The organism is Hymenobacter qilianensis, from assembly GCF_014489555.1.
Taxonomy (GTDB): domain Bacteria; phylum Bacteroidota; class Bacteroidia; order Cytophagales; family Hymenobacteraceae; genus Hymenobacter; species Hymenobacter qilianensis.
Window position 1 is genome coordinate 1,361,966 of record NZ_CP060784.1, and the last position, 22,382, is coordinate 1,384,347.

The window sequence follows — 22,382 nt, forward strand, 5'->3', positions numbered from 1 at the left end:
AGGTCCTTCGTAAACTCAGGATGACAAGGAGAGGTGAAGAAGGGAACAAGGTAGAGACTGACTACTCACGAGTGGCAAGTCTAAGCATACAACTTCCTACCAAAAAGGACAACCCAATTTCGCTCCCAAAATTTAGCACCTATCCTACAGCGCCTACATCAATTTTGCCCCCTAGCGCTACAATTTTGGACTATGTGGATAACTTCTGTTGATAAGTCTTGTCCTACCCAACAGATAGAAATATCTTCCGCAACGATTAACCGCAGTCACACGCTGCTTACCTCACTTTCTTGACTAAACTGTCTGCTCTTCATTGGGCCGGCAAACTCATATCCAACTACCAAAACGCACACGCATATGCTGGTAATTAAACGCGACGGCCGGCGCGAATCCGTGAAATTTGACAAAGTCACGGCGCGCATCGAGAAGCTCTGCTACGGGCTCAACATGGTGTATGTCTCGCCGATTGAAGTGGCCAAAAAGGTCATTGACGGGATTTATGACGGCGTTACGACTATTGAGCTTGATAACCTGGCGGCCGAAACTGCGGCTTCGCTCACCACCAAGCACCCCGACTACGCTATTCTGGCGGCCCGCATTGCCGTGAGCAACCTGCATAAGGTGACCTCCAAGTCGTTCAGCAGCACCATGAAGCGGTTGTACACGTATGAGGACCCCAAGACCGGCGAAAACGCTTCGCTGATTGCCAAAGACGTGTGGGAAGTTATCCACAAGCACGCGGCTACCCTCGACTCGGCTATCCTCTATGACCGCGACTACAGCTACGACTACTTCGGGTTCAAAACCCTGGAGCGCTCGTACCTGCTGCGCATGGATGGCAAAGTGGTAGAGCGGCCCCAGCACATGCTCATGCGCGTGGCCATCGGTATTCACAAGGATGATATCGAATCGGCCATTGAGACCTATGAGCTGATGAGCGAGCGGTGGTTCACCCACGCTACGCCTACCCTGTTCAACGCCGGCTCACCGAAGCCCCAGCTGTCGTCGTGCTTCCTGCTCACCATGAAGGACGACTCCATCACGGGCATTTACGACACGCTGAAAAACTGCGCTCAGATTTCGCAGTCGGCAGGCGGTATTGGCCTCAGCATTCATAACGTGCGGGCTACGGGCTCTTATATCAAGGGCACCAACGGCACGTCCAACGGCATCATCCCGATGCTGAAGGTGTTCAACGACACGGCCCGCTACGTGGACCAGGGCGGCGGCAAGCGCAAAGGTGCCTTCGCTATCTACATCGAGCCCTGGCACGCCGATATCTTCGACTTCCTGGACCTCAAGAAAAACCACGGCAAGGAAGAAAACCGCGCCCGCGACCTGTTCTACGCCCTCTGGACGCCCGACTTGTTCATGAAGCGCGTGGAGGATAACGGCGACTGGACCCTGATGTGCCCCAACGAGTGCCCCGGCCTGGGCGACACCTGGGGCGAGGACTTCGAGCGTCTTTATAAAAAATACGAGAAGGAAGGCCGCGGCCGCAAGACCATCAAGGCGCAGGAGCTGTGGTTTGCTATTCTGGAAAGCCAGACCGAGACTGGCACGCCTTACATGCTGTTTAAGGACGCGGCCAACCGCAAGTCGAACCAGCAGAACCTGGGCACCATCAAGTCGTCGAACCTGTGCACCGAGATTATGGAGTACACCGACGAGCACGAAATTGCCGTCTGCAACCTGGCTTCCTTGGCCTTGCCGCGCTTCGTGAAGGAAGGCGAGCAGAAGGGCCAGATGGTGTTCGACCACCAGAAGCTGTACGACGTCACGTACCACGCTACCAAGAACCTGAACAAGGTTATTGACATCAACTATTACCCCGTGCCCGAGGCCGAGCGCTCCAACCGCCGCCACCGCCCCATCGGGCTGGGCGTGCAAGGGCTGGCCGATACGTTTATTGCCCTGCGCATGCCGTTCGAGAGCGACGAAGCCACGGGCCTGAACAAAGACATCTTCGAGACAATCTACTTCGCGGCCTGCACGGCTTCCATGGATTTGGCCAAGAAAAATGGCCCCTACGAGACCTTCGCCGGCTCGCCCATGAGCCAGGGCAAGTTTCAGTTCGACCTCTGGAACGTGACGCCCGACTCGGGCCGCTGGGATTGGGAAACGCTGCGCGCTCAGGTAATGGAGCACGGCATGCGCAACTCCCTGCTGGTGGCGCCTATGCCCACGGCCAGCACCGCCCAGATTCTCGGCAACAACGAGTCGTTTGAGCCTTACACCTCCAACATCTACGTGCGGCGCGTGCTGAGCGGGGAGTTTATGGTGGTAAACAAGCACTTGCTCAAGGACCTCATCAAGCTCGGCATCTGGAACGAACAGATGAAGAACGAAATCATTGCCGCCAACGGCTCGGTGCAGAACATCGCCCGCATCCCGCAGCACATCAAAGACCTGTATAAGACGGTGTGGGAAATCTCCCAGCGCCGCATTATCGATATGTCGGCTGACCGGGGGGCATTTATTTGCCAGAGCCAGAGCCTGAACCTGCACGTGATGAACGTGAACTTCGGCAAGCTCACCAGCATGCACTTCCACAGCTGGAAGAAAGGCCTCAAAACCGGCATGTACTACCTGCGCACCAAAGCCGCCGCCGACGCCATCAAGTTCACGGTGCAGAAACAAGCCGCCGAGACCCTGGAGCCGCTGAACGTAGCCGCCCAGAACGCTTCGGACATGTCTTGCTCGCTGGATAATCCGGACGCTTGCGAGGCTTGCGGTTCGTAAAAAGCAATAGCCCAATAAAAAAGGCAGGAGTAATGAAACTCCTGCCTTTTTTATTGGGCTATTGCTTTTGCTACTGCCTCTATTTCGTCAAAAAACAATATTAAATTATACTTATTAGCAGCTTTTTTAGAAGGCATTAATAAAAATTCCCCAGGAGGAGGAGGGGTTAATGGGAAAGTCGAAAAATAACTCTTGAGCACCTTGTTGTACTCAAGGCTAGACTCTTTTGAATTATGTGCTATATGATTCCGAATTAATTTATAATTTTTTAAGTTTTGAGTTTTAGCAATCAATATTGATTTAACTGGTATTCCATCTTGCAAATAGACTTCTGCCCTAGATATAACAGATATTGGACTAGACCAATCAAGAAATGGCATCGCAGATTTAAGTAGAGTCTCTGCATGGTCTGAATCTCTAGGTTTCAAAAAAGAAACCACAGCAGTGCCTGACACAGTAGCTGCTTCGCAGCAGTAATTAGTAAATATATCTCGCAGGTAATTTTCATAATTTCTAAATGACTTGAGGAAAACAGACTCAGTAAGAATATGCAGCTGCCAAAGATTTATATTTCTTCTGCTAAATGACAATTGGTTATCTCTGTCAAAGTGACGAACCTTTAAAGTCTCGTCTAAGAAATTGTCTAATATCTGTTGTGTCATTATTTTTTCTAGATAAACGCATCAATAATCTCATTCACAACAAAATTAGTTCTATCCACTCTAGATCCAGTATCTGTTGTTGCCTTTTGACTTTTCTCAACAAAACGGCGGTATTCGGGCGGCCTACTACTTGTTTCTTTTTCTGAATTAATTTCATCGAACACAGAGCTAATTTCATCAAGTCTTACACGTATTTTACCTATTATTTTATTATTTATTATAAAATCACCAGTTATGGGCTCTAGTGCTCTTAATCCAAATAAGCAGTGCCCAATAGACGTAAACAGGGTATAGAATAGCTGTACGCGAGACCAGTTAGTATTCCTTAATTCACTAGGAGGATATATTTCGCCTATATATGACATAATCATATCAAATTGCTCCGCTTTCTCATCTAATTCGCCTAATGATTCTTCGTATTCTTTATAAAATTTTTCAACATTTTTATTTGATTGTACCCCATCAACTAATGCGACAAATAAGTCAGCTGATAGCTCAGCCTCTGCCATTCTTGTAACTTGCGACTTCGTGAGAACGTTTGACTGGATAAAATATTCGACATACTTATACCCGTATTTAAACACGTATTGTTTGAAATATCCTAAGTATTTAGCATTTATTATTTCTATCTTATTGAGCGAAACAGTGTAAGAATTTAATCTGGCAAAAATATCGAGTATATCTTCATATGGTAAATCAAAAAGGAGGTCTACACCTAGTTCGTATTGCAGAAACTCTCTCTTTTGATCTTCCGGCAAATTTTCAAATGTGTACCCAGCCAATTCTTTATTATGAGCACGAGATATTTTAAAATCGCCATCTATAAAGCCGATTATCGCTCTTAACCTTTGTTGGCCATCAACTACTACTCTGACAGTGCGCGCATTCCTAAGTGATTGAGTGATAAGTATCTTAGGAATAGGTTTTCCTGTCAAAATAGTATCTATCAAAAAAGACTTAGCTTTTTCAGACCAAACAGATCTTCTTTGAAAATCAGGAGAAAGCTCTAAAAGGTTATTTCTATGCCATTCTAGAAAATCGGCAACATTGTATACTCGTGTATCAAAGCTTTTCACAGGCAAATACATTAATGGTTAAGATTCAAGAAAATACTATTTTAAATGTAAAACAAGATGCTTCAATAACTGGCGCGAACTAATAGCCAGTGCCAGCTTCGAGATGAATGTTATGCTTTTGTTGCTTGCAATACAAGCAAGTTGAAATCGCCCCGTAGCATTCAGACAGTTGTCGTGGAAGCAGCTTATGATTCACCAATAGTAACTGGCATCTGCAGTTTCAACTTACGTATGGCAAGATGTACATCTTCCTGCTACTTATGAAACCTCGTGTAATCTGCCACATGATGAGTTCCCTGGACGGGCGCACCATTCTCAGCCGCTGGGGCGACTCGCCCAACACCAAGGAGTACGAAACGACGGCCGCCACCTTCGAGGCTCAGGCCTGGCTGTGCGGGCGCGTGACTATGGAAAAGGACTTCACCCACGGCCTGACCCCGACCTGAAGCCCGTAGCCTCCCCCCTGCCCCGCACCGACTTCGTGGCCGAGCACGGGGCCGAGTCGTTTGCCGTGGCCGTCGATGCTCACGGGAAGCTAGGTTGGGAATCGGCCGCCATCGACGACGACCACATCATTAGCATCCTCACCGAGCAGGTAAGCGACGAATACCTGGCTTACCTGCGCGAGAAAGGCGTGTCGTACCTGTTCGGCGGCGCCCAGGAAATCGACTTTGCGCTGGTCCTGCACAAGCTGGGCGAGCTATTCCCCATCCAGACCATCCTGCTGGAAGGGGGAGGACACCTGAACGGCTCCCTGCTCAAAGTCGGCCTCATCGATGAGCTGAGCCTGCTGCATTACCCCGTGGTAGATGGAGCACCCACCTCGCCCACTATTTTCGAGCAGGGCGATGCGCCCGGCCCCGCCACGCCCTTCAAGCTATTAAGCGCAGAGCAGCGCCCCGACGGGATTCTGTGGCTTCGCTACGAGGCAGGAGCAGCTTAAGAAAAAGCCCCCAGCAGCTAGTTGGCGGTGTGGGGGGCTTTTTTCTTTACGGACTGTTACTACTCCCGCCGGTCATGCAGAGGCGGAGCCGAAGCATCTCGCGTGCGGTCGTCGCCAAACTATCTGTCATGCTGAGCTTGTCGAAGCATCTCTACCGCTTCGTTGCAATGCTATTCAGCGAAGCGGTAGAGATGCTTCGACAAGCTCAGCATGACGTTCTTTTTAGCAGTACACGCTTCTGGCTTTTTAGCTGCCCAGCTTCCAGCCGGCGCGGTAGTCGCGCTTCACGAACTGGTTGACCTCGTCGAAGTTGGTGATTTTGCGCTGCTGATTATCCCAGAGCAGCTCGATGCCGCGGCCGGGGTAATCCATGCCCTGGCCCGTGGTTTTGGGGCGCTGGAGGTCGTAGCCGCGGATGGCGAGGTTGGCCATAAGCAGGGCTTCGGTGAGGGGGCCGGCCAGTTCGAAGGGTGAGCTGACGGTCTTTTTGCCGTGGCCGGCGATGCAGGCATCTACCCACTGGCCGTAGTGGCCGTCGGCGCCGCCGGGCACGCGGGCAATGGTTTGCTTCACCTGCACTTCGTTGGTGCGGGAGGTGGGCAGCAGGCGCGGGTCGGCGGAGTAGGTGCTGGCCATCATCTTGCCCTTGGTGCCGATGAAGAGCGTGCCGTTGCCACCGTCGCCAAACTTCTCGTTAGAGCCCAGCTCGTCGGGGCGGGTGGGCTGAATGCCGCCGTCCATCCAGTGCATGGTGATGTCCTGCTTGGTTTTGTTGGTTTTGGGGAACGTGAGGGTAACGTGGCTGGAGGGCGGACAGCTCTCGGGGAAGTAGCCGCGCTTAAACTCATCGACATACACGCTGCCCACGCTGGCCTGCACGGCGTGGGCGTATTCAAGGTTCAGCACGCGGAAAGGCGCTTCCATCAGGTGGCAGCCCATGTCGCCGAGGGCGCCGGTGCCGTATTCCCACCAGCCGCGCCAGTTGAAGGGCACCAGCTTATCCACGTAGTCGCGGTACGGGGCCGTGCCGAGCCACAGGTCCCAGTCCAGCTCTGTGGGCACGGGGGCTTTGCCGGTGGGCCAGGCAATGCCCTGGGGCCAGACGGGCCGATCGGTCCAGCAGTACACGGTGTGCACGTCGCCGATAATGTCGGCGTCGTACCACTCCTGGAGCTGGCGCACGCCGTCGTTGGAGGCGCCCTGGTTGCCCATTTGAGTTACTACTTTGTAGCGTTTGGCGGCTTCGGTCAGCACGCGGGCTTCGTGCAGGTCGTGGGTGAGTGGTTTTTGCACGTACACGTGCTTGCCTAACTGCATAGCCGCCAGCGTCACCACGGCGTGGTTGTGGTCGGGCGTGGCGATGGATACGGCGTCGATCTTCTTCGCTTCCTTGTCCAGCATCCGACGCCAGTCTTTGTAGTAAGGAGCCTGCGGATAGGCCTTGCGGGCAGCGGCGGCGCGGCGGTCGTCAACGTCGCAGAGGTAGCCGATGCGGGCTTTACCAGTTTTGACAAACATGGCTAGATCACTTTCGCCCTTGCCGCCTACCCCTACGCCGGCTATTACAAGCTGGTCGCTGGGGGCGGTGTAGCCTTTGCCCCCAGCACAAAGCGCGGCACAATCATAATACCAGCGGCGGCTACGGCGCTGTGCTTGATAAACTCGCGCCGTGATGGCGACTCCGGGATCTGGCTCATCGATAAGTACGTGAAGTAAGGGTGGGAACGAGCCGGCTGAGCAAATTTGCCCCCCAGGCCAGGCTAATCGAGCGGATATTCGCGGGAAAGGCGCCGGACGAAAGATACAGGAATGTATGAATTGCGCCGTCTGGCGCTGACCTGAAATTTCTGTAAGCAAGCACCTTAGGGTGTAGGCATACACGCAAAAACGCCCAGCCTTTTGGCTGGGCGTTTTGCGCTTATAACAGTATCTATCACAAGTAATAAAGCACGTTTAAAACGTTACTCTGCGGATAGTGCCGTCGCCATTGGTTAATACATAGTAGGTGCTGCCGCTGATGCGCTCGATATCGGTGGGCCGGCTGAGGCCACCCAGCAGGACGGTGCCTGATTCGTTGCGTACGGCGCCGGTATTGGGCTGGAAGCCTACGTTTGTTGGTGGCTGAAATACGAACTCGGCCAGCTGAGTAACCACGGGGGCTTTATTGGCTGTTAATTCAATATCGGTGAGGGTAGTGAAACCCGTGCGGTAGTCACTCACGACGCCGGTGTTGCTTACCTGCATTATTTTAGCCGCCCCAGGGGCAAAGGAAAAACCAGTGAGCAGGCTGACCAGGAATCTGCTGCCATCATGCACAATACCCGTTGGCACGGCCTGGGTCGTGGGTACGGGCTGGTTCTGGAGTGTGATGTTGGGGAAGCGTGCAAACACACTCAACCTTCCGTTGTCTTTATCCCGCCTGATGATAGCATTGGCACCCGCATCGACGATATACAGACTGCCATCTGGCCCAAAGGTCATGCTGTAAATGTTTGATTCGAGCGGGCTGGAAAGGTTCTGCGACAGCACAAACGCGCCGATATCCTCCGAGGGCAGACTGGAAGCTGGGCGCGCAGGGTCGCCGAGCCGGTAACTCGACACATCCACTCGGTAGAGTTTACCGAAATAGCCCCCCAGAATATACAAGATGCCATCTCTATAGAGTACATGGCCAAGACTACTTACGTCCCCGTCGGGCCGCAATTCGGACTGAAAGCCCGTGAATACAGGATACACCTGCCCCGTACCAGTTACTACCGACACCCGTCCGTCGTTACGACCTGTTCCAGTCTCACTCACCCACACCCGGCCATTCGGCGCAACACTCATCCCGATGGGATTTACTAAATCATCCGTTAGAATAGGTCGCTGGGAAGCCAGCAAACCATCGAGGCCGTCGCGGTCGCTGCAGCCAGTAACAAGGGTCAGAAGTAGGGTTGCACTCAGGAGGTAACGTTTGTAATTCATGGCAATTCGGGTTTGGAGTAGAGAAAGAAAATATGATTTTTTTAATTAAAATAGCTGTTAATCAGCTTGTTATCTCTAATTAATAAAGATAAACCCAGATTTCATAGCATTTTTCCTCTCTGTTTAATACCAGAATTTTGCAGCTCATCAGTGCGTACCCAACACTAGCAAATCCTTTCCAGATGAGTAGTAAAAAGCCCCCCAGCCTCTCAGTTCAGCGGGTACCGAGGGCGTCTTTATGCTAGCAGCTGAGCCCTGATAAAAGACTTGCTGCTACCGCGTTCTGAAGGCGTAGCACTGAGCTTTCATCTTGTGTAGTTTAGCTTATGCCCAGCCGCTGGGCGCCTTTGCATCCTTGCCTTATGCTCCCGATTGGTAAGAAAACGTCTGCTCCTTCTACCATCCGGCTGGCATGGTACAATGCCGTACCGAATATGTTCTGGTCGGTGCTGAGCCTAACGCCTATTAGCGTGTTCTGTTACCAGCATATGGAGCGGCCGTGGCTATATGGGATGCTACTCGTCAGTCTATTAGCTTTCGGGATACCAGCTTCTTGGTTCAGCTATCTACGGCTTAGCCGCGGCCCGGCCACGTACCGACGGTTGGGGGTGCACGCCGTAAACCGCTTCACCCAGCACGGCGACCTTATTCACCGCCTGATTCGCCAACAGTATCCGCAGTACAAGCGCGTACGCACTCACTCCGACAAGGCAGCGCTGGTGCGTGCCACCTACCATCAGGAGCGATTTCACCTGGTGCTCTTTCTGTTTTTTCTACTGACGAGCCTGTATGCCGCTGCGCTTGGCTATGGCCGCTGGGCACTACTTATCGGGCTTACCAATGTCGTTTATAACCTCTATCCGATGTGGCTACAGCAATACGTCAGATTGCGGCTTCACCCTTCTTCTACCTAATAGTGAGTAGCTTATTAAGAAAGGGGGCAAACAAATTGCGATTACGCTATATTACCTGCATTATTCCCATAGTGTACCTAGGTAAACAGTGTCCGAATAAGTCTCCTCTTCTAGCTAAATCTATGACGCTTCTTTACAAACGAATTTTTCTAACGATGCTGGCTTTGGGTGTGCTACTGGCTCCGGCTTTGGCCGCACCAGCAGCAGCGGCGGATTCGGTTGCCGCTTTCAGCATTGAAGCCGCTACGCAGCATTACCTCAACACGCTCACGCCCGCCCAAAAGGCCAGCTCCGACGCTTACTTTGAGGGTGGCTACTGGCTCCAGCTTTTGGGCATAGTATACGCGCTGGGCGTAGCGGCTATATTCCTGGTGCTGGGCCTTTCCAAGGTTATAAAAGGCTGGACGTCGCGACTGCCCGGTAAGGTGCTGCCTACGCTGGCTTATGCGGCGCTGTATCTGCTGTTGGCTTACTTGCTCAACTTCCCGCTTAGCCTTTACGACGACTATTTCCGCGAGCACCAGTACGGCTTATCCAACCAGAGCTTCGGTGAGTGGCTAACCGACGATTTGAAGGGCTTGGCGCTGTCGGTGGTATTCGGGAGCTTAGTGTTGCTGGCTTTGTACGCGGCTATTCGGCGCACGGGGCGCAACTGGTGGGTGTGGGGCACAGCTATACTAGCTGTCTTTCTGGTGATATCCATATTTGTGTCGCCAGTGTTCATTTCGCCCTTATTCAACAAGTACACCCCCTTGCCAGAAGGGCCCGTGCGCGACCAGATTCTGAGTATGGCGCGGGCCAACGGCGTACCTGCCGACAACGTGTACCTCGTGGATGCCTCCAAGCAGAGCAAGCGCATCAGCGCCAACGTAAGCGGACTGGGCAGCACTATCCGGGTTTCGCTCAATGACAACCTACTTAATCGCTCCACCCCCGAGGAAGTGCAGGCCGTAATGGGCCACGAGCTGGGCCACTACGTGCTGAACCACATTCCCAAAATGCTGATCTTCCTCGTCCTGATTATCGGTATCGGCTTGTGGTTTGTCGATTGGGCTTTTCACCGACTTATCGGCCGCTACGGCCCGCGCTGGGGTATTGCTGGCATCGCCGACGTGAGTGGGCTGCCGCTGCTGGTGGCGTTGTTTGCGGTGTATATGTTTCTGGCTACGCCCGCTTTCAATACTATTATTCGCACCCAGGAGCAGGAAGCGGACGTGTTTGGCCTGAACGCCGCCCGCCAACCCGACGGCTTCGCTACCATTGCTATGAAGCTGTCAGAATATCGCAAAATTGACCCCAGCCCGTGGGAAGAAATCATTTTCTTCGACCATCCTAGCGGCCATACTCGCGTGCTGACGGCCATGCGCTGGAAGGCAGAGCATTTGCAGGATAAATAACTTCTTTACGCACCTATGCAAGACGCCATTCTTAAACTAGTTCACCAAGCACACGCTCTGACCGAGACCGCCGCTATCGAGGCCGTCGATTCGCAGGAGAGGAAGAAGCTCATTTTAGCCGATTTGTCGCTGCACTTGGTACAGGCGGCATTACGCCATCCCCAGCCACAGGCAGCGGAATTGAGGCGGTACTTGTTTTCAGTGCTCACCGTTTGTGATGGCTTCGTACCCGACCTTGACCTCAAAGCAATGGCCGAAGTATTGCTACCACCACCCCCAGCAAGCCCCTCTCCTCCAGCGCAGTAGCATGGCATGATGCGTATGGGCCGGGCTTCATTTTTCACCCAACTTAACGAAGCTTGCCAAAAAATAGGCTCGATGACGGTAGATCAGCCAAGGAGCTTCATGCACCAAAGAGTAAGGAGGTTTTAGGTCAAGGGCTTACGGTCTACAGCCACTTGACAACAAGCGACGTAGAAGGCAAAATAGTGTTGATCTCCCACCTCATCCTCTATGCTATGCATCGTTTCTTGTTTGTCATCTTATTGCTCGTATCAGCGGGGCTGAGCGGGCCAGTAAGAGGCGCGCAGCAGCCCACTGATGGACTGCCGCCGCGGCCCTCACCTTTTCGCTTCGTAACCGATCAGGCGCAGCTTCTCTCCCCCGCCGACGCTAAAACCCTGGAAGGCGGTCTGCGGCGCTATGCCGATAGCACCGGTACCCAGATTGTTGTCGTGACGGTGCCCACGCTGGGTGGCCGTGCCGTGGCCGACTACGGTCGTGCTCTGGGCGAAGCCTGGGGCGTTGGGCAGCGCGGCAAAAACAACGGCATCGTGCTGCTGCTTTCCGGGCAGGAGCGCCAGGTCACCATTCAAGCGGGTAGCGGGCTGCGGGCTCAGATTACGCCGGAGTTGACCAACCGCGTTATCAGCCAAGAAATGGCCCCCAGCTTCAAGCAAGGCCGCTACTTCGCGGGCCTGCGCACTGGTCTCAACTCCTTAATGTTGGCCGCTAATCCTAATTATGCCCCCCAGGGTAAGCAGCAGGCTGCAACTACGCCCGGCCCAGCAACTTTGGGCGGGGCGGCAGGTTCGGCAAGTACTGATGGCTCCAGCCTGAACAATGAGTTGCCTGCGGCTTCTGAACCAGCCTCTGAGCCTTATCGGCCGGCCGAAGCGTCGCCTGAGCCTTCGTCTCCGGGCATGGGCATCGGTACTATGGCCATTGGAGCCTTGGTTATTGGCGGCATCCTGTGGCTGGTGATGCGGATGTTTCGGCGTAAGGCTCCGGACGCGCCCCGGACTGTTTATTCCAATCAGAATCCGAATCAAAACCCTAACCAGACGCCTGATTTCCTGGGTAACCAATCCGCGAGGTCGGCTGGCAACTACACCCGTGGACATGCGCGCCAGCCAGTTCCTGATTTTCTGGGCACCGGCACCATGAACAGAGGCGGCGGTGGCCTGAGCAGCGGCATGGGGGGCATTTTGGCGACGGGGGCAGCCGCCGCGGCTGGCGCTTACCTGGGCAACCGAATGGCCTCGGGCGGACACTCTGACCAAGCCGGCAACAGCATTGCGGGCGGCGACAACACGGCTCCCCAAAACCTTGACCCCGCAAACACCTATGCCGCTGGTGTGGGAGGCGCAGCTACTTCTGGAGGCTTTCCGGCGCTGGAAGGCACTGGCAACGTCGAGGAAACAAGCCCCGATTATTTCTCCGACTTACCCGCCAATAGTTCAGAGCCCGATTTCTTCTCCGCCGATGAGACGTCCTCCTACGACGACACCGCTTCTGATGACACTGGCGGCGGTGACTTCGACGACACCAACAACAACAGCGGCTCCTGGTAAACGTTTCGCAGGTCTGCACACACCAAAAAAGCCCCCAAACATGTTTGGGGGCTTTTTTGCTAGAAGTCTTTCGTGGTTATTACAGTCCATTACCGCTAGCTGCCAGCGGAGGAGTTGCTGCTAGAGGCACGGCAGCGTTGAGGGCAGCCACCTGCTGACTTTGCTTGCCCAGCCGAACCTTCACATTGCGCACGGCTACTTCTTCGTTGGCACCATCCGATTTTACCCGCAACGTGTACCGGTAGCTGTCCCCTCCGAGCTTGAAGCACAATAGGTAGTTGCCGGGCTGCAAATTATCAAAGTTGAGGCGGCAGGAATAATACGATTGGTCGAACGCTTCATCGAACAGTTTCTGGCCGTTGACGAGGCTGTACACCTGCACTTGCCCATGCTCTTTGGCTAGGTTCTGGGTGCGCACCCGGAAGACGGTGGGTTCTACTTTGTCGATGGTTACGGGTTGTTGCTGCGCCACTACGGGGCTGGCGAACAGAGCACCACCAAACAAGAGCACGCCCAGGGTAGCCCGACGCAAATAACCCAAAGCAGAAGATGCCGACCGGGCTTGAGTTGACTCAGGCGTAGAAGCAAAACGGGCGGCGAAGGCGGAAGCGGCGGAAGTGAAGGAGCTTTTCATGATAAAAAGTTTGGGGTTAGAAATGATGGAGACTTTACCAAATGCACCGCTTGGCAGCGGCTATTCCCCTCCATAATCTCCCTGCTGGTTGCCGAGCTCATTGCTGAAAAAAGCAGCGTGTGTGCGGTTGTGAACAGTTGAATCGTAGGGGCACCGATAAATTTCCAACACCCGTGCCACTTGCATAAATTATTGCAATACAGATGCTTATATAAAATATAAATAAAGGACGCCCATCAAAAAATGTTCGCTTACGGACAGTGCGTTCGATTCTGAACTAAGCGACAGAGCTGTTATCAATGGCTTCTTAGAAAAACTGAAGCCGCAGGGAGTGGCCGTTACCAGCGCGTACGCCCGGCACTAGCCTTGCACCACAGCCTGATTTATAAGCATCATCTCTATGTTTGCACTTATTACTTTAGCCAGCGCGTCGATACTAACTATACTTTATGCAGTCAATTTCTACCCCGGTTCTCAACCCTCCCCTCCATCAAGTACCCGTGCTGGAAACGGCCCGCTTACTCATGCGGGGGTACAAACCCATTGATTTTGAGCAGTATGTGGCCATGTGGGCCGATCCTAAGTTTTACCGCTACCTGACTCCCCGCCCCATGGTAGAGGAAGAAGTATGGGCTACCATGCTCCGCAGCATTGGGCATTGGGCGCTGATGGGCTACGGGTTCTGGGCCATTGAGGAAAAAGAAACCGGCGCCTTTATCGGTGCCGTGGGCTTTGCTGATCCGAAGCGCGATATCGTGCCCTCGAACCACGGCACGCCTGAAATTGGCTGGGTGCTGGCTGCTCACGCCCACGGCAAAGGCTACGCGACGGAGGCCGTAGCCGCGGCCGTTGCCTGGGGCGACGCGCATTTTGGGGCCGTGCGCACCGTGTGCATTATTCATCCGGCCAACAAAGCATCCCTGCGCCTGGCCGAGAAGTTTGGCTACCTGCCCTACCATCGCACCACGTACAAAGACCAGCCTACGGTGATGTTGGAGCGGTTTGGGAAGAAATAAGCAACTACTGCTGCGTATAAATCCATCATAAAAAGCCCCCCGAGTGACTCTGGGGGGCTTTTTTACACCGTCTTACTAGTTAGGCTTAGGACGCGTGCCTCGCGTCGGATTTACTACCTTTTTACGGGGTGTTCACTCATGTATCAGGAAAAAACAGATTCCTTGATAAGGTAAAAAGCCAGTTGATACGTCTGTATAGCCTAAGAATGGGCTCCTGCCACAGGCGTGGGAGCGGCTTCCTTTATCTACTTCTACAAGCGGCTTTGCAACGGCGCACGCTGCTCCAACTTCTATTATTTCTTTTGTATGCTACCTATTCAGCAGCAGGTGTATAGCTACCTGCCCATCAAGCCCACGTTAGCAGCCAAACCTTCCAACGATTCCCGCTTTGGTGAGGACTTGGGCATGGATCAGATTGACTTTTTTGAGCTGGTTATTCGCCTCGAAAATCTCTACCATGTCCGCATTCCCGACACCGAGCTGGAGCAGGTAAAAACCGTGCAGCAACTCATCAGCTGCCTCAATGATCAGTTGGTAGGGCAAAAGTGGGGCTGCTCGGTGCTTATGGCCTAGACTACTACACCTGCTTACTGACGCATTTGTGCTCGTTCTATTGAACGGCTTTTCTCGGCATTCCTCTTTTCGCTAAAAACTGAACCCGGCGTGTACCAGCTACTTACCGCAGGCGGCCAAACACCTGTCGGCTTCGGTGGTTATGCCGTGTATCACTCTCCCTTTTAGCTGAAATTGCATGGAATCATTAGCAGGAAAAGTCGCCCTTGTGACGGGCGCAGGTAAAGGAATTGGACGCGCTGTAGCCTTGGCGCTGGCTCAGCAAGGCGTGCATGTGGGCTTGCTGGCCCGCTCCGAGGAGCAGCTTCAGGCCGTTGCCGACGAGATCAAGGCTCTGGGGGGCAAAACCACCGTAGTAGCCGCCGACATCACCGACCGCGCCGCCGTGGAAGCCGCTGCGGCCCGCGTGGAGCAGGAGCTCGGCCCCATCGATATTCTCATTAACAACGCTGGTATCGGCACCTTCGGCAAGTTCCTGGACTTCGACCCCACCGAGTGGGAGCGCATTATCCAGGTAAATCTGATGGGCGTGTACTACGCCACCCGCGCCGTATTGCCTCAGATGATAGCTCGCCAAACCGGCGACATCATCAACATTTCGTCCACGGCCGGGCAGCGCGGCGCAGCGGGTACCAGCGCCTACAGTGCCTCGAAGTTTGCCGTCATGGGCCTCACCGAGTCGTTGATGCAGGAAGTGCGTAAGCACAATATCCGGGTGTCGGCGCTCACGCCCAGCACCATCGCTACTGAGTTGGCTGTCAGCAACAAGCTCACCGATGGCAACCCGGATAAAGTAGCCCAGCCCGAAGATCTGGCCGAGCTTATAATCGCGCAGCTGAAGCTCAACCGGCGGGTGTTTATCAAAGAAGCCGGCATGTGGTCTACGAATCCGTAGCAAGACCTTGCACTGCCTATTGGTCTTTTGGTGCGGCGTTTTTTAGGCTTATTAGCTTCTCGCCCAGCATCTAAGCACATCACTATCGCGTAGAAAGTACAGCGCATCAGCTTCGACCTACGCGAGATTCGCGAATGAAAAGCCCCCCAGACGCTCACAAGTAGCGCCTGGGGGGCTTTTTAATCTTCCCACTTCTACTCTTTTCTCATGGATATGCACCACATCCGGCGCGGTACCGGAAAGGCACTTTTACTGCTACACGGCATAGGAGGCAGCTGGCGCTCCTGGCAAACCATTCTCGATGGCCTCACTGCTGAACGTGACGTAATTGCCGTCGACCTGCCGGGGTTTGGCAATACGCCCCCTTTGAATGGCCCGGTTACCATTGCTACGCTGGCTGATGCGGTAACGGATTTCCTACGCGCCCAAAACTTGCTGGGCATCGATGTGGTAGGCAGTTCGATGGGCGCGCGCTTGGTATTGGAGCTGGCGCGCCGGGGCGGCGTGGTAGGAACAGTCGTGTCTCTTGATCCGGGTGGGTTCTGGGAAGGCTGGGAGATTCCTTTTTTCTACCACTCGGTGGCCATTTCTACTAAGCTTGTACGTGCCTTACAGCCAGTGATGCCCCAGCTAACTGGTAGCACCGTGGGCCGCACGCTGCTATTTGCTCAATTCTCAGCCCAGCCCTGGAAAATTGCCCCCCAAGTAGCGCTGGACGAGATGCGCACCTTCGCCCAAGCTCCCTCATTTGATGAGCTGCTCGATAACTTAGCTCACGGGGAGAAGCAGAAAGGCGCTCCACAGGGTAGTATTGTCGCTCCCCTTATCATTGGCTGGGGCCGGCAAGACCGGGTGTGTTTTCCGAGTCAGGCCAAGCGGGCGCTAGCCAAGTTTCCGGATGCCCGCTTGCGGTGGTTCGAAAACTGTGGACACTTTCCGCAGTGGGATCAGCCCGAGGAAACCATTCGCTTGATTCTGCGCGCTACCAGTGGCGAAATTATTGAAGAAGCAGTCGAAGCGCGTGGAACTGCTGCCGCTTCGCCCCGCCGCCTGAGTACTACCGCCGCCGTACTTGGCATAATGGCCATTGTAGCGGGTGGTATCTGGTTAACGAGTTCTAAAAACCGTTAAAAGGTGCGGCCCACGGCAGAAACGCATTTATACCGTGGGCCGCAATGGGTGTTCAGCTACTGGATCAGCTACTGAATAAAGTGCGGTCTGATCAAGTTTTCGAAGGTGAATATCTCATCCCATTTGGCTTGGGTCAGCAATTGCCGCTCGGTTACGGCTACATCGTACACCGATTTGCCGGTGCGCAGGGCCTCTTTCGCAATTTCTGAGGCCGTTTCGTAACCCAGCACAGGGTTTAGCTGCGTTACAATGCCCACGCTGTTGCGCACCAGTCGCTCCGCGTGCTCTTTGTTAGCCGTAATGCCAATCACGCATTTCTCGCGTAAGGTATGGCAGGCGCGGGTGAGGTAAGAGATACTGGTAAACAGAGCAAAAGAGATAACTGGCTCCATTACATTGAGTTGCAGCTGACCAGCCTCGGCGGCCATAGTCACGGTCAGGTCGGCCCCGATAACATAGAAGGCCGTTTGGTTGACTACTTCCGGCACTACGGGGTTCACTTTGCCGGGCATAATGCTGGATCCGGGCTGCAAGGGGGGCAAATTTATTTCATTGATGCCCGTACGGGGGCCGGAGGACAGCAGGCGCAGGTCGTTGCAGATCTTGGAAAGCTTCACGGCCGTGCGCTTTAGCACCCCTGAGAGCTGCACGTAGGCGCCCGTATCGTAGGTGGCTTCAATCAGGTCGCCGGCCAGTATTAAATCGAGGCCCGTAATCTGGCGCAGGTGCTCGGTTACGGTTTCGGCATAGCCAGCCGGCGCATTTACCCGCGTCCCGATGGCCGTAGCGCCCATATTAATCTCGCTGATGAGGCTGCGGCTGTCTTCAATGCGCAGCAGCTCCTCGCGCAGGTTGGTCGCAAAGGCCTTGAACTCGTCGCCCATGCTCATAGGTACGGCGTCTTGGAGTTGGGTGCGGCCCATTTTGAGCACATTCCGAAACTCGACGCCTTTTTCCGCAAACGCATCGGCCAATTGTCCCAGCGCTTGGCTGTAGCCCACCAGCTTATTATTCAAAGCAATACGAAAGGCCGTAGGATACGCGTCATTGGTCGACTGGGAGCAATTGACGTGGTTGTTGGGGTGGCAGAACTGATACTCGCCTTTCTGCTTGCCCATCAGCTCCAGCGCCACGTTGGCAATGACTTCGTTGGCGTTCATGTTTACCGAAGTGCCCGCGCCACCCTGAATCATATCGGTGGTAAACTGGCTATCGAACTCGCCGGCCGCGACCCGGTCGCAGGCCTGCACGATGCACTCGGCAATGGCTGAGTCGAGCACGCCTAAGTCGCGGTTGGCCAGGGCAGCAGCCTTTTTTACATAAGCCAGTGCCTGCACAAACAACGGCTCCGACCGGAGTGGAATACCCGTAATATCGAAATTCTCGAGGGCGCGCAGCGTCTGAATGCCGTAGTATACATCAGTAGGAATGGCCCGTTCGCCAAGAAAGTCGTGCTCGAGTCGGGAAGTTTGCATGGGTGGGTGGATTTCAAGGGGTAGCTTGTCTACGCAAAGTAACGGAGGAGGTCGGCAATTGTGAGGGGCGGCGCGTGCTATTCCCTGGGTTATGTCAGTTAGCAGCGCAAAAGGGCCGATAATTGGGGTACAATGACAAACTGGAAGGATATAGGCTACTTACAAACGGGTACCCCGCGCCAGCAACTAGCGTATGTCACCTTGCAAAACTTAGGTGTGCTCGCCACGCTGCGCGATTTTGATCCCGTGCTGGCCGGCACCATTCCGCTGGACATTGACATTGCCAGCAGCGACCTCGACGTGCTGTGTGCCGTAGCTCCTGCTGAGGTGTCTTCTTTCACCGAGCTACTCCGCTCCCACTATGCCCACCTTCCCGAGTTTGCGCTAGCGCAGAAAATCATCAACCACCGCACGTCAGTGGTGTGCTGCTTTCGGTACCAGGAGTTTGAGGTGGAGATTTTTGGGCAGGATTGTCCTACGGAAGTCCAACACGCCTTTCGGCATATGATTGTGGAAGACGTGGTGCTGCAAGCCGGGGGCGAAGCGTGGCGCACAGCCGTGCGCCAGCTGAAAGAAAAAGGCCTGAAGACGGAGCCCGCTTTTGCGACCCTCTTGCAGCTGCGCGGCAACCCGTATGAGGCCATACTGTCGTTGGAAGGCAAAAGCATAGAGGAAATTCGCATGTGGATGGCTAATCTTCCGGCGCTGCCTGACGTAGGTTGATGTCCAGCGTTCCACCTCATCTTATAGCTGCCAAGCAGCCTTCTTTTCTAGCTCTTACCCTATGACTCCACGCCCCTATATCCTTGCCGAAACCACCTGGCAACAGGTGAAAGAAACGAAGTACGAAGTAGTGGTGCTGCCCTGGGGCGCCACCGAGGCGCATAATTACCACCTCCCCTACGCTACCGACAACTACCAGTGCGACTACGTGGCGGCCGAAGCAGCCCGCAAAGCCTGGGAGCGGGGGGCAAAACTGGTGGTTTTGCCCACCATACCCTTCGGCGTAAACACTGGCCAGCTGGATATTACGCTCGATATGAATCTGAACCCCAGCACCCAGCTGCTTATTCTGCGCGATATGGTGCAGGTGCTGGCCCGGCAGGGTATTCCGAAGCTGGTGGTGCTCAATGGCCACGGCGGCAACGACTTTCGGCAGATATTGCGCGAGCTGCAGGCAGAGTTTCCGAGTGTCTTTCTCTGCACCCTCAACTGGTATAAGGCTGCCGACCGCAGCCAGTTTTTCATCGCCCCCGGCGACCATGCCGACGCTATGGAAACCAGCGCCATGCTGCACATTGCCCCCCAGCTGGTCCGCCCACTGTCCGAAGCCGGCGACGGCGCATCCAAGCAATTCAAAGTCAAAGCCTTTCAGCAAGGCTGGGCATGGGCGCAGCGCGAGTGGAGCAAGGTATCAGCAGATACCGGTGTGGGCGACCCAGCCGAGGCGACGGCTGAAAAAGGCGCGGCTTTTCTGGAAGTGGTGACCACCAACATCGGGCAATTCTTAGTTGATCTGGCCGCCGCCGATCCGCAGGACCTATACGAATAGACAATTTCGCTACCTCATCTACGGAAGTTTGTGCAAGTTTAAGCATGCCACTCCCGCTCCACTTTTGATTCTATGAAGCATTTTCTCCTGTCACGTCGCACGCTGTTACTTGCCACCATTTGTTGGGCGCTGGGCTTTGCCGTACAGGCTCAACCAACTATGAAAGAAGGCTATATCACCGTGCCGGGGGGCAAAGTTTGGTATAAAGTGCTGGGGGCCGACAAACCAGGAATTCCCTTGCTCCTTCTGCACGGCGGACCGGGTTCGGGAAGCGGCAGCTTCGAGGGCTTTGTGGCGCTGGCCGATGAGCGGCCGGTCATTATGTACGATCAGCTGGGCTGCGGCAAATCGGATAAGCCCGACAACCCGCAACTCTGGACCTTGGAGCGGTTTGTAACCGAGTTAGAGCAGATAATAGCGGCGCTAGGCTACCCAAAACTGCATTTGCTGGGTCACTCCTGGGGCGGCACGCTGGCCACCGAGTATTTGCTTACCAAAAAGCCTCCCACCGTCGTCAGTCTTATTCAGTCGAGCCCGTTGCTAGATACCAAGCGTTGGGTGCAGGATGCGGAGCGTTACATTGCTCAGCTGCCGCCCGCCCAGCAAAAAGCCATGCGCCTGTACGCCGCCACCGATGAGCCAAGCAAACAGGCGTATAAAGAGGCCGTCACGCTTTACAACCGCCGGCACTTATATCGCAACGGCCCGATGCCGCCGAACCCAACGTTCGGCATGCAGGTGTACGAGACCATGTGGGGACCCGATGAAGCCCAAGCCACTGGTACGCTGAAAAACTACTCCCGCGCCAACGACCTCAAAAAGCTCACCGTGCCAGTGCTTTACCTATGTGGCCGCTTCGATGAAGCCGCGCCCGCCACGGTGGCTTATTTTCAGAAGCAAACGCCTAATTCACAGTTGGTAGTCTTCGAAAATGCCTCCCACAAGGCTTATTGGGAAGTGCCGGAGCAATACTTCCAGACCGTTCGGGCATTTTTGCACAAGCAGAAGTAAGCCGAATTTCTATTCCGTTTCGCGCCAAAAAACGGGTAGTAGCAGTCTGTGTAAACGGTCGCTACGTATGCAGGTCTACTTGTTCCTTTGGTCAGTCGTTATTCACTTATGCAGCAGCCCCGCTCTACCTCTACCAGTAATTCCAAGGTTATCCTCTTCGACGTAAACGAAACGTTGCTGGACATGAGCAAGTTGAAAAACGCGCTCATCAAAGCCTTCAACAACAAAGCAGCTTTTCAGCAGTGGTTTGGGCTGTTGCTCCAGTATTCCTTGGTCGATACGGTGACCAATCACTACCACGACTTCCGCACCATCGGCGACGCGGCCCTGGATATGACGGCCGCTATGCTACAGGAAAGAACGCTGAAGTCGGCTGAGAAGCATAAGCTTTTGGCTCTCATGACCGAGTTGCCGGCGCACAAAGACGTGCCCGATGGCCTGAAAATGCTCGCTAAAGCCGGTTATTCGCTGGTGGCGCTCACTAACTCCACGCGTAGCGTACTCGACGAGCAGCTGCGCTACGCCGACATCATTCATTACTTCGAGCAGGGCCTGAGTGTGGATGATCAGCGCCGCTACAAACCGCAGCTCGACGTCTATCATACTGCCGCGCGCCAGGCCGGAGCGGAGCCCGCTTCCGCTATCCTGGTTGCCGCTCACGGCTGGGATATTGCGGGCGCGCTGCACGCCGGCCTCGCGGCGGGTTTCATTGCCCGCAAAGGCCAGACCTTGTATCCGCTGGCGCCGTCGCCCACTTATCAGGGCAAAACGCTGCCGGAAGTAGCTAAGCAGATTATCGACAAAAAAGCCCCCCAGCGACCTTAGTGCCGTTAGGCTTACGCTAGCGAGTCTCGGGTTTGCGCCTGACTGACCCACTCCATCGCATCGCCTTCATTGCTGAAAAAAGCCACGGCAAAGGGCTGGTAGTCGGAAGCGTGGGGCACTTCGTAGCCGGGCCCGTTGATAATGATTTCCAGCAGCGTCGGGCTCGTGAGATAAGCTACATACAGGCGACCGCCCAGCTGCGCAGCCATATCCAAAAAGTACTCGGTGAACAGCCAGCGGGTGATGGCCGGATCGTTGAGCGTACGCCGCCGAATATCCTGTAGCCAGAAGCGGCATCCAGTAGCTAGCGCGCTCTGGGTAAGCTTTTTATAAGTGTGAGGCAACACCTCAATGGGAGGTTGGTAGCCCCAGCGCCCGACGAACAGGTTCAGGTCGGATCGGTAGGTGGTTTCGAGCAGATCGGGGAGCCTCTCAGCAGCCATAGTTGCGGGTAGTTGGGGGCGAATATAGCCGTCATCAGGCAATGCGTCATGACTCTGAAGCTCGTCCGCAGAATCACCTACGCAGAGCAATGCGAAGTCTTCCTAATGCAGTTGTTTCTAAAGCACGTCATGCAGAGCGGCGCGAAGCATCTCGCGTGCTGATGTTGCAATGGTAACTCAACGAAGCGTTCGGCTGCAAAGAAGGCCAGAAAATGCGTCGCGCCGCTCTGCATAACCACCTATTTATAGAAGGCATAAAAGCCCCCAACAGTA

General features: G+C 54.5%; 21 protein-coding genes and 1 pseudogene. 15 read left to right on the top strand and 7 right to left on the bottom strand.

Annotated elements, in window-relative coordinates; genetic code table 11:
- The first annotated feature begins 357 nt into the window (after positions 1–357).
- A complete protein-coding gene (locus tag H9L05_RS06200) occupies positions 358–2,742 on the top strand; it encodes a ribonucleoside-diphosphate reductase subunit alpha (protein WP_187733441.1) in 2,385 nt (794 codons plus the stop codon).
- Between the two features lie 50 nt (positions 2,743–2,792).
- Here H9L05_RS06200 and H9L05_RS06205 read toward each other — a convergent pair whose 3' ends face one another.
- Both H9L05_RS06205 and H9L05_RS06210 read right to left on the bottom strand, forming a co-directional pair.
- Entirely contained in the window at positions 2,793–3,404 is a 612-nt protein-coding gene (locus H9L05_RS06205) for a hypothetical protein (protein WP_187733442.1), read from the bottom strand.
- An 8-nt stretch (positions 3,405–3,412) separates the two neighbouring features.
- A complete protein-coding gene (locus H9L05_RS06210) occupies positions 3,413–4,480 on the bottom strand; it encodes a GmrSD restriction endonuclease domain-containing protein (RefSeq protein ID WP_187733443.1) in 1,068 nt (355 codons plus the stop codon).
- A 260-nt stretch (positions 4,481–4,740) separates the two neighbouring features.
- On the opposite strand from H9L05_RS06210, the gene H9L05_RS23280 reads away from it, so the two are divergent.
- Positions 4,741–4,926, top strand: a complete 186-nt coding sequence (locus H9L05_RS23280; protein ID WP_223284768.1) for a hypothetical protein — start codon at positions 4,741–4,743, stop codon at positions 4,924–4,926.
- The gene (locus tag H9L05_RS06215; protein WP_223284769.1) at positions 4,872–5,423 is read left to right on the top strand and encodes a RibD family protein; all 552 of its coding nucleotides are present in this window, start codon (positions 4,872–4,874) and stop codon (positions 5,421–5,423) included. The genes H9L05_RS23280 and H9L05_RS06215 overlap by 55 nt, the downstream gene beginning before the upstream one ends.
- Before the next feature lie 246 nt (positions 5,424–5,669).
- Here H9L05_RS06215 and H9L05_RS06220 read toward each other — a convergent pair.
- Positions 5,670–7,120 (bottom strand): annotated as a pseudogene (locus tag H9L05_RS06220) (Gfo/Idh/MocA family protein).
- A 256-nt stretch (positions 7,121–7,376) separates the two neighbouring features.
- Complete coding sequence (locus tag H9L05_RS06225; RefSeq protein ID WP_187733444.1) at positions 7,377–8,390, bottom strand: ScyD/ScyE family protein; 1,014 nt, start codon at positions 8,388–8,390, stop codon at positions 7,377–7,379.
- A 362-nt stretch (positions 8,391–8,752) separates the two neighbouring features.
- Here H9L05_RS06225 and H9L05_RS06230 point away from each other — a divergent pair, with 362 nt between their 5' ends.
- The 4 genes from H9L05_RS06230 (at position 8,753) to H9L05_RS06245 (ending at position 12,554) form a co-directional block, all read left to right on the top strand.
- Complete coding sequence (locus tag H9L05_RS06230; protein WP_187733445.1) at positions 8,753–9,304, top strand: glycosyl-4,4'-diaponeurosporenoate acyltransferase CrtO family protein; 552 nt, start codon at positions 8,753–8,755, stop codon at positions 9,302–9,304.
- Positions 9,305–9,426: 122 nt separating this feature from the next.
- Complete coding sequence (locus tag H9L05_RS06235; RefSeq protein ID WP_223284770.1) at positions 9,427–10,701, top strand: M48 family metallopeptidase; 1,275 nt, start codon at positions 9,427–9,429, stop codon at positions 10,699–10,701.
- Between the two features lie 15 nt (positions 10,702–10,716).
- Positions 10,717–11,007 carry a hypothetical protein gene (locus H9L05_RS06240; protein ID WP_187733446.1) on the top strand — a complete coding sequence of 97 codons (291 nt, stop codon included), beginning with the start codon at positions 10,717–10,719 and terminating at the stop codon, positions 11,005–11,007.
- Positions 11,008–11,219: 212 nt separating this feature from the next.
- On the top strand, positions 11,220–12,554 hold the full coding sequence (locus H9L05_RS06245; protein WP_187733447.1) for a TPM domain-containing protein: 1,335 nt from the start codon (positions 11,220–11,222) through the stop codon (positions 12,552–12,554).
- A 79-nt stretch (positions 12,555–12,633) separates the two neighbouring features.
- On the opposite strand, the gene H9L05_RS06250 is transcribed toward H9L05_RS06245, so the two are convergent.
- Complete coding sequence (locus H9L05_RS06250; protein ID WP_187733448.1) at positions 12,634–13,188, bottom strand: hypothetical protein; 555 nt, start codon at positions 13,186–13,188, stop codon at positions 12,634–12,636.
- A 449-nt stretch (positions 13,189–13,637) separates the two neighbouring features.
- On the opposite strand from H9L05_RS06250, the gene H9L05_RS06255 reads away from it, so the two are divergent.
- The 4 genes from H9L05_RS06255 (at position 13,638) to H9L05_RS06270 (ending at position 16,803) form a co-directional block, all read left to right on the top strand.
- Complete coding sequence (locus H9L05_RS06255) at positions 13,638–14,204, top strand: GNAT family N-acetyltransferase (RefSeq protein ID WP_187733449.1); 567 nt, start codon at positions 13,638–13,640, stop codon at positions 14,202–14,204.
- A gap of 306 nt (positions 14,205–14,510) precedes the next feature.
- On the top strand, positions 14,511–14,777 hold the full coding sequence (locus tag H9L05_RS06260) for an acyl carrier protein (RefSeq protein ID WP_187733450.1): 267 nt from the start codon (positions 14,511–14,513) through the stop codon (positions 14,775–14,777).
- A gap of 178 nt (positions 14,778–14,955) precedes the next feature.
- Entirely contained in the window at positions 14,956–15,672 is a 717-nt protein-coding gene (locus H9L05_RS06265; RefSeq protein WP_187733451.1) for a 3-ketoacyl-ACP reductase, read from the top strand.
- Positions 15,673–15,879: 207 nt separating this feature from the next.
- Positions 15,880–16,803 (top strand): alpha/beta fold hydrolase, encoded by a 924-nt coding sequence (locus H9L05_RS06270; protein ID WP_187733452.1) that lies wholly within the window; start codon positions 15,880–15,882, stop codon positions 16,801–16,803.
- A 68-nt stretch (positions 16,804–16,871) separates the two neighbouring features.
- Here H9L05_RS06270 and aspA read toward each other — a convergent pair whose 3' ends face one another.
- Positions 16,872–18,278 (bottom strand): aspartate ammonia-lyase, encoded by a 1,407-nt coding sequence (gene aspA, locus H9L05_RS06275; RefSeq protein ID WP_187733453.1) that lies wholly within the window; start codon positions 18,276–18,278, stop codon positions 16,872–16,874.
- A 132-nt stretch (positions 18,279–18,410) separates the two neighbouring features.
- Between aspA and H9L05_RS06280 the strand changes: the two genes are divergently transcribed.
- The 4 genes from H9L05_RS06280 (at position 18,411) to H9L05_RS06295 (ending at position 21,666) form a co-directional block, all read left to right on the top strand.
- Entirely contained in the window at positions 18,411–19,001 is a 591-nt protein-coding gene (locus tag H9L05_RS06280) for a DUF4269 domain-containing protein (RefSeq protein WP_187733454.1), read from the top strand.
- A gap of 61 nt (positions 19,002–19,062) precedes the next feature.
- Positions 19,063–19,830 carry a creatininase family protein gene (locus H9L05_RS06285; RefSeq protein WP_187733455.1) on the top strand — a complete coding sequence of 256 codons (768 nt, stop codon included), beginning with the start codon at positions 19,063–19,065 and terminating at the stop codon, positions 19,828–19,830.
- 72 nt (positions 19,831–19,902) lie between these two features.
- Positions 19,903–20,841 (top strand): proline iminopeptidase-family hydrolase, encoded by a 939-nt coding sequence (locus H9L05_RS06290; protein WP_187733456.1) that lies wholly within the window; start codon positions 19,903–19,905, stop codon positions 20,839–20,841.
- 108 nt (positions 20,842–20,949) lie between these two features.
- Positions 20,950–21,666 (top strand): haloacid dehalogenase type II, encoded by a 717-nt coding sequence (locus H9L05_RS06295; RefSeq protein WP_187733457.1) that lies wholly within the window; start codon positions 20,950–20,952, stop codon positions 21,664–21,666.
- 11 nt (positions 21,667–21,677) lie between these two features.
- Here H9L05_RS06295 and H9L05_RS06300 read toward each other — a convergent pair whose 3' ends face one another.
- Positions 21,678–22,109 (bottom strand): hypothetical protein, encoded by a 432-nt coding sequence (locus H9L05_RS06300; protein ID WP_187733458.1) that lies wholly within the window; start codon positions 22,107–22,109, stop codon positions 21,678–21,680.
- Positions 22,110–22,382: the final 273 nt, after the last annotated feature.

Coding starts and splice junctions, on each gene's coding strand:
- H9L05_RS06255 (WP_187733449.1), top strand. CDS start 13,638: ATGCAGTCAATTTCTACCCCGGTTCTCAACCCTCCCCTCCATCAAGTA.
- H9L05_RS06300 (WP_187733458.1), bottom strand. CDS start 22,109: ATGGCTGCTGAGAGGCTCCCCGATCTGCTCGAAACCACCTACCGATCC.
- H9L05_RS06265 (WP_187733451.1), top strand. CDS start 14,956: ATGGAATCATTAGCAGGAAAAGTCGCCCTTGTGACGGGCGCAGGTAAA.
- aspA (WP_187733453.1), bottom strand. CDS start 18,278: ATGCAAACTTCCCGACTCGAGCACGACTTTCTTGGCGAACGGGCCATT.
- H9L05_RS06200 (WP_187733441.1), top strand. CDS start 358: ATGCTGGTAATTAAACGCGACGGCCGGCGCGAATCCGTGAAATTTGAC.
- H9L05_RS06235 (WP_223284770.1), top strand. CDS start 9,427: ATGACGCTTCTTTACAAACGAATTTTTCTAACGATGCTGGCTTTGGGT.
- H9L05_RS06225 (WP_187733444.1), bottom strand. CDS start 8,390: ATGAATTACAAACGTTACCTCCTGAGTGCAACCCTACTTCTGACCCTT.
- H9L05_RS06280 (WP_187733454.1), top strand. CDS start 18,411: ATGACAAACTGGAAGGATATAGGCTACTTACAAACGGGTACCCCGCGC.
- H9L05_RS06245 (WP_187733447.1), top strand. CDS start 11,220: ATGCATCGTTTCTTGTTTGTCATCTTATTGCTCGTATCAGCGGGGCTG.
- H9L05_RS06230 (WP_187733445.1), top strand. CDS start 8,753: ATGCTCCCGATTGGTAAGAAAACGTCTGCTCCTTCTACCATCCGGCTG.
- H9L05_RS06285 (WP_187733455.1), top strand. CDS start 19,063: ATGACTCCACGCCCCTATATCCTTGCCGAAACCACCTGGCAACAGGTG.
- H9L05_RS06260 (WP_187733450.1), top strand. CDS start 14,511: ATGCTACCTATTCAGCAGCAGGTGTATAGCTACCTGCCCATCAAGCCC.
- H9L05_RS06250 (WP_187733448.1), bottom strand. CDS start 13,188: ATGAAAAGCTCCTTCACTTCCGCCGCTTCCGCCTTCGCCGCCCGTTTT.
- H9L05_RS06205 (WP_187733442.1), bottom strand. CDS start 3,404: ATGACACAACAGATATTAGACAATTTCTTAGACGAGACTTTAAAGGTT.
- H9L05_RS06270 (WP_187733452.1), top strand. CDS start 15,880: ATGGATATGCACCACATCCGGCGCGGTACCGGAAAGGCACTTTTACTG.
- H9L05_RS06295 (WP_187733457.1), top strand. CDS start 20,950: ATGCAGCAGCCCCGCTCTACCTCTACCAGTAATTCCAAGGTTATCCTC.
- H9L05_RS23280 (WP_223284768.1), top strand. CDS start 4,741: ATGAAACCTCGTGTAATCTGCCACATGATGAGTTCCCTGGACGGGCGC.
- H9L05_RS06290 (WP_187733456.1), top strand. CDS start 19,903: ATGAAGCATTTTCTCCTGTCACGTCGCACGCTGTTACTTGCCACCATT.
- H9L05_RS06240 (WP_187733446.1), top strand. CDS start 10,717: ATGCAAGACGCCATTCTTAAACTAGTTCACCAAGCACACGCTCTGACC.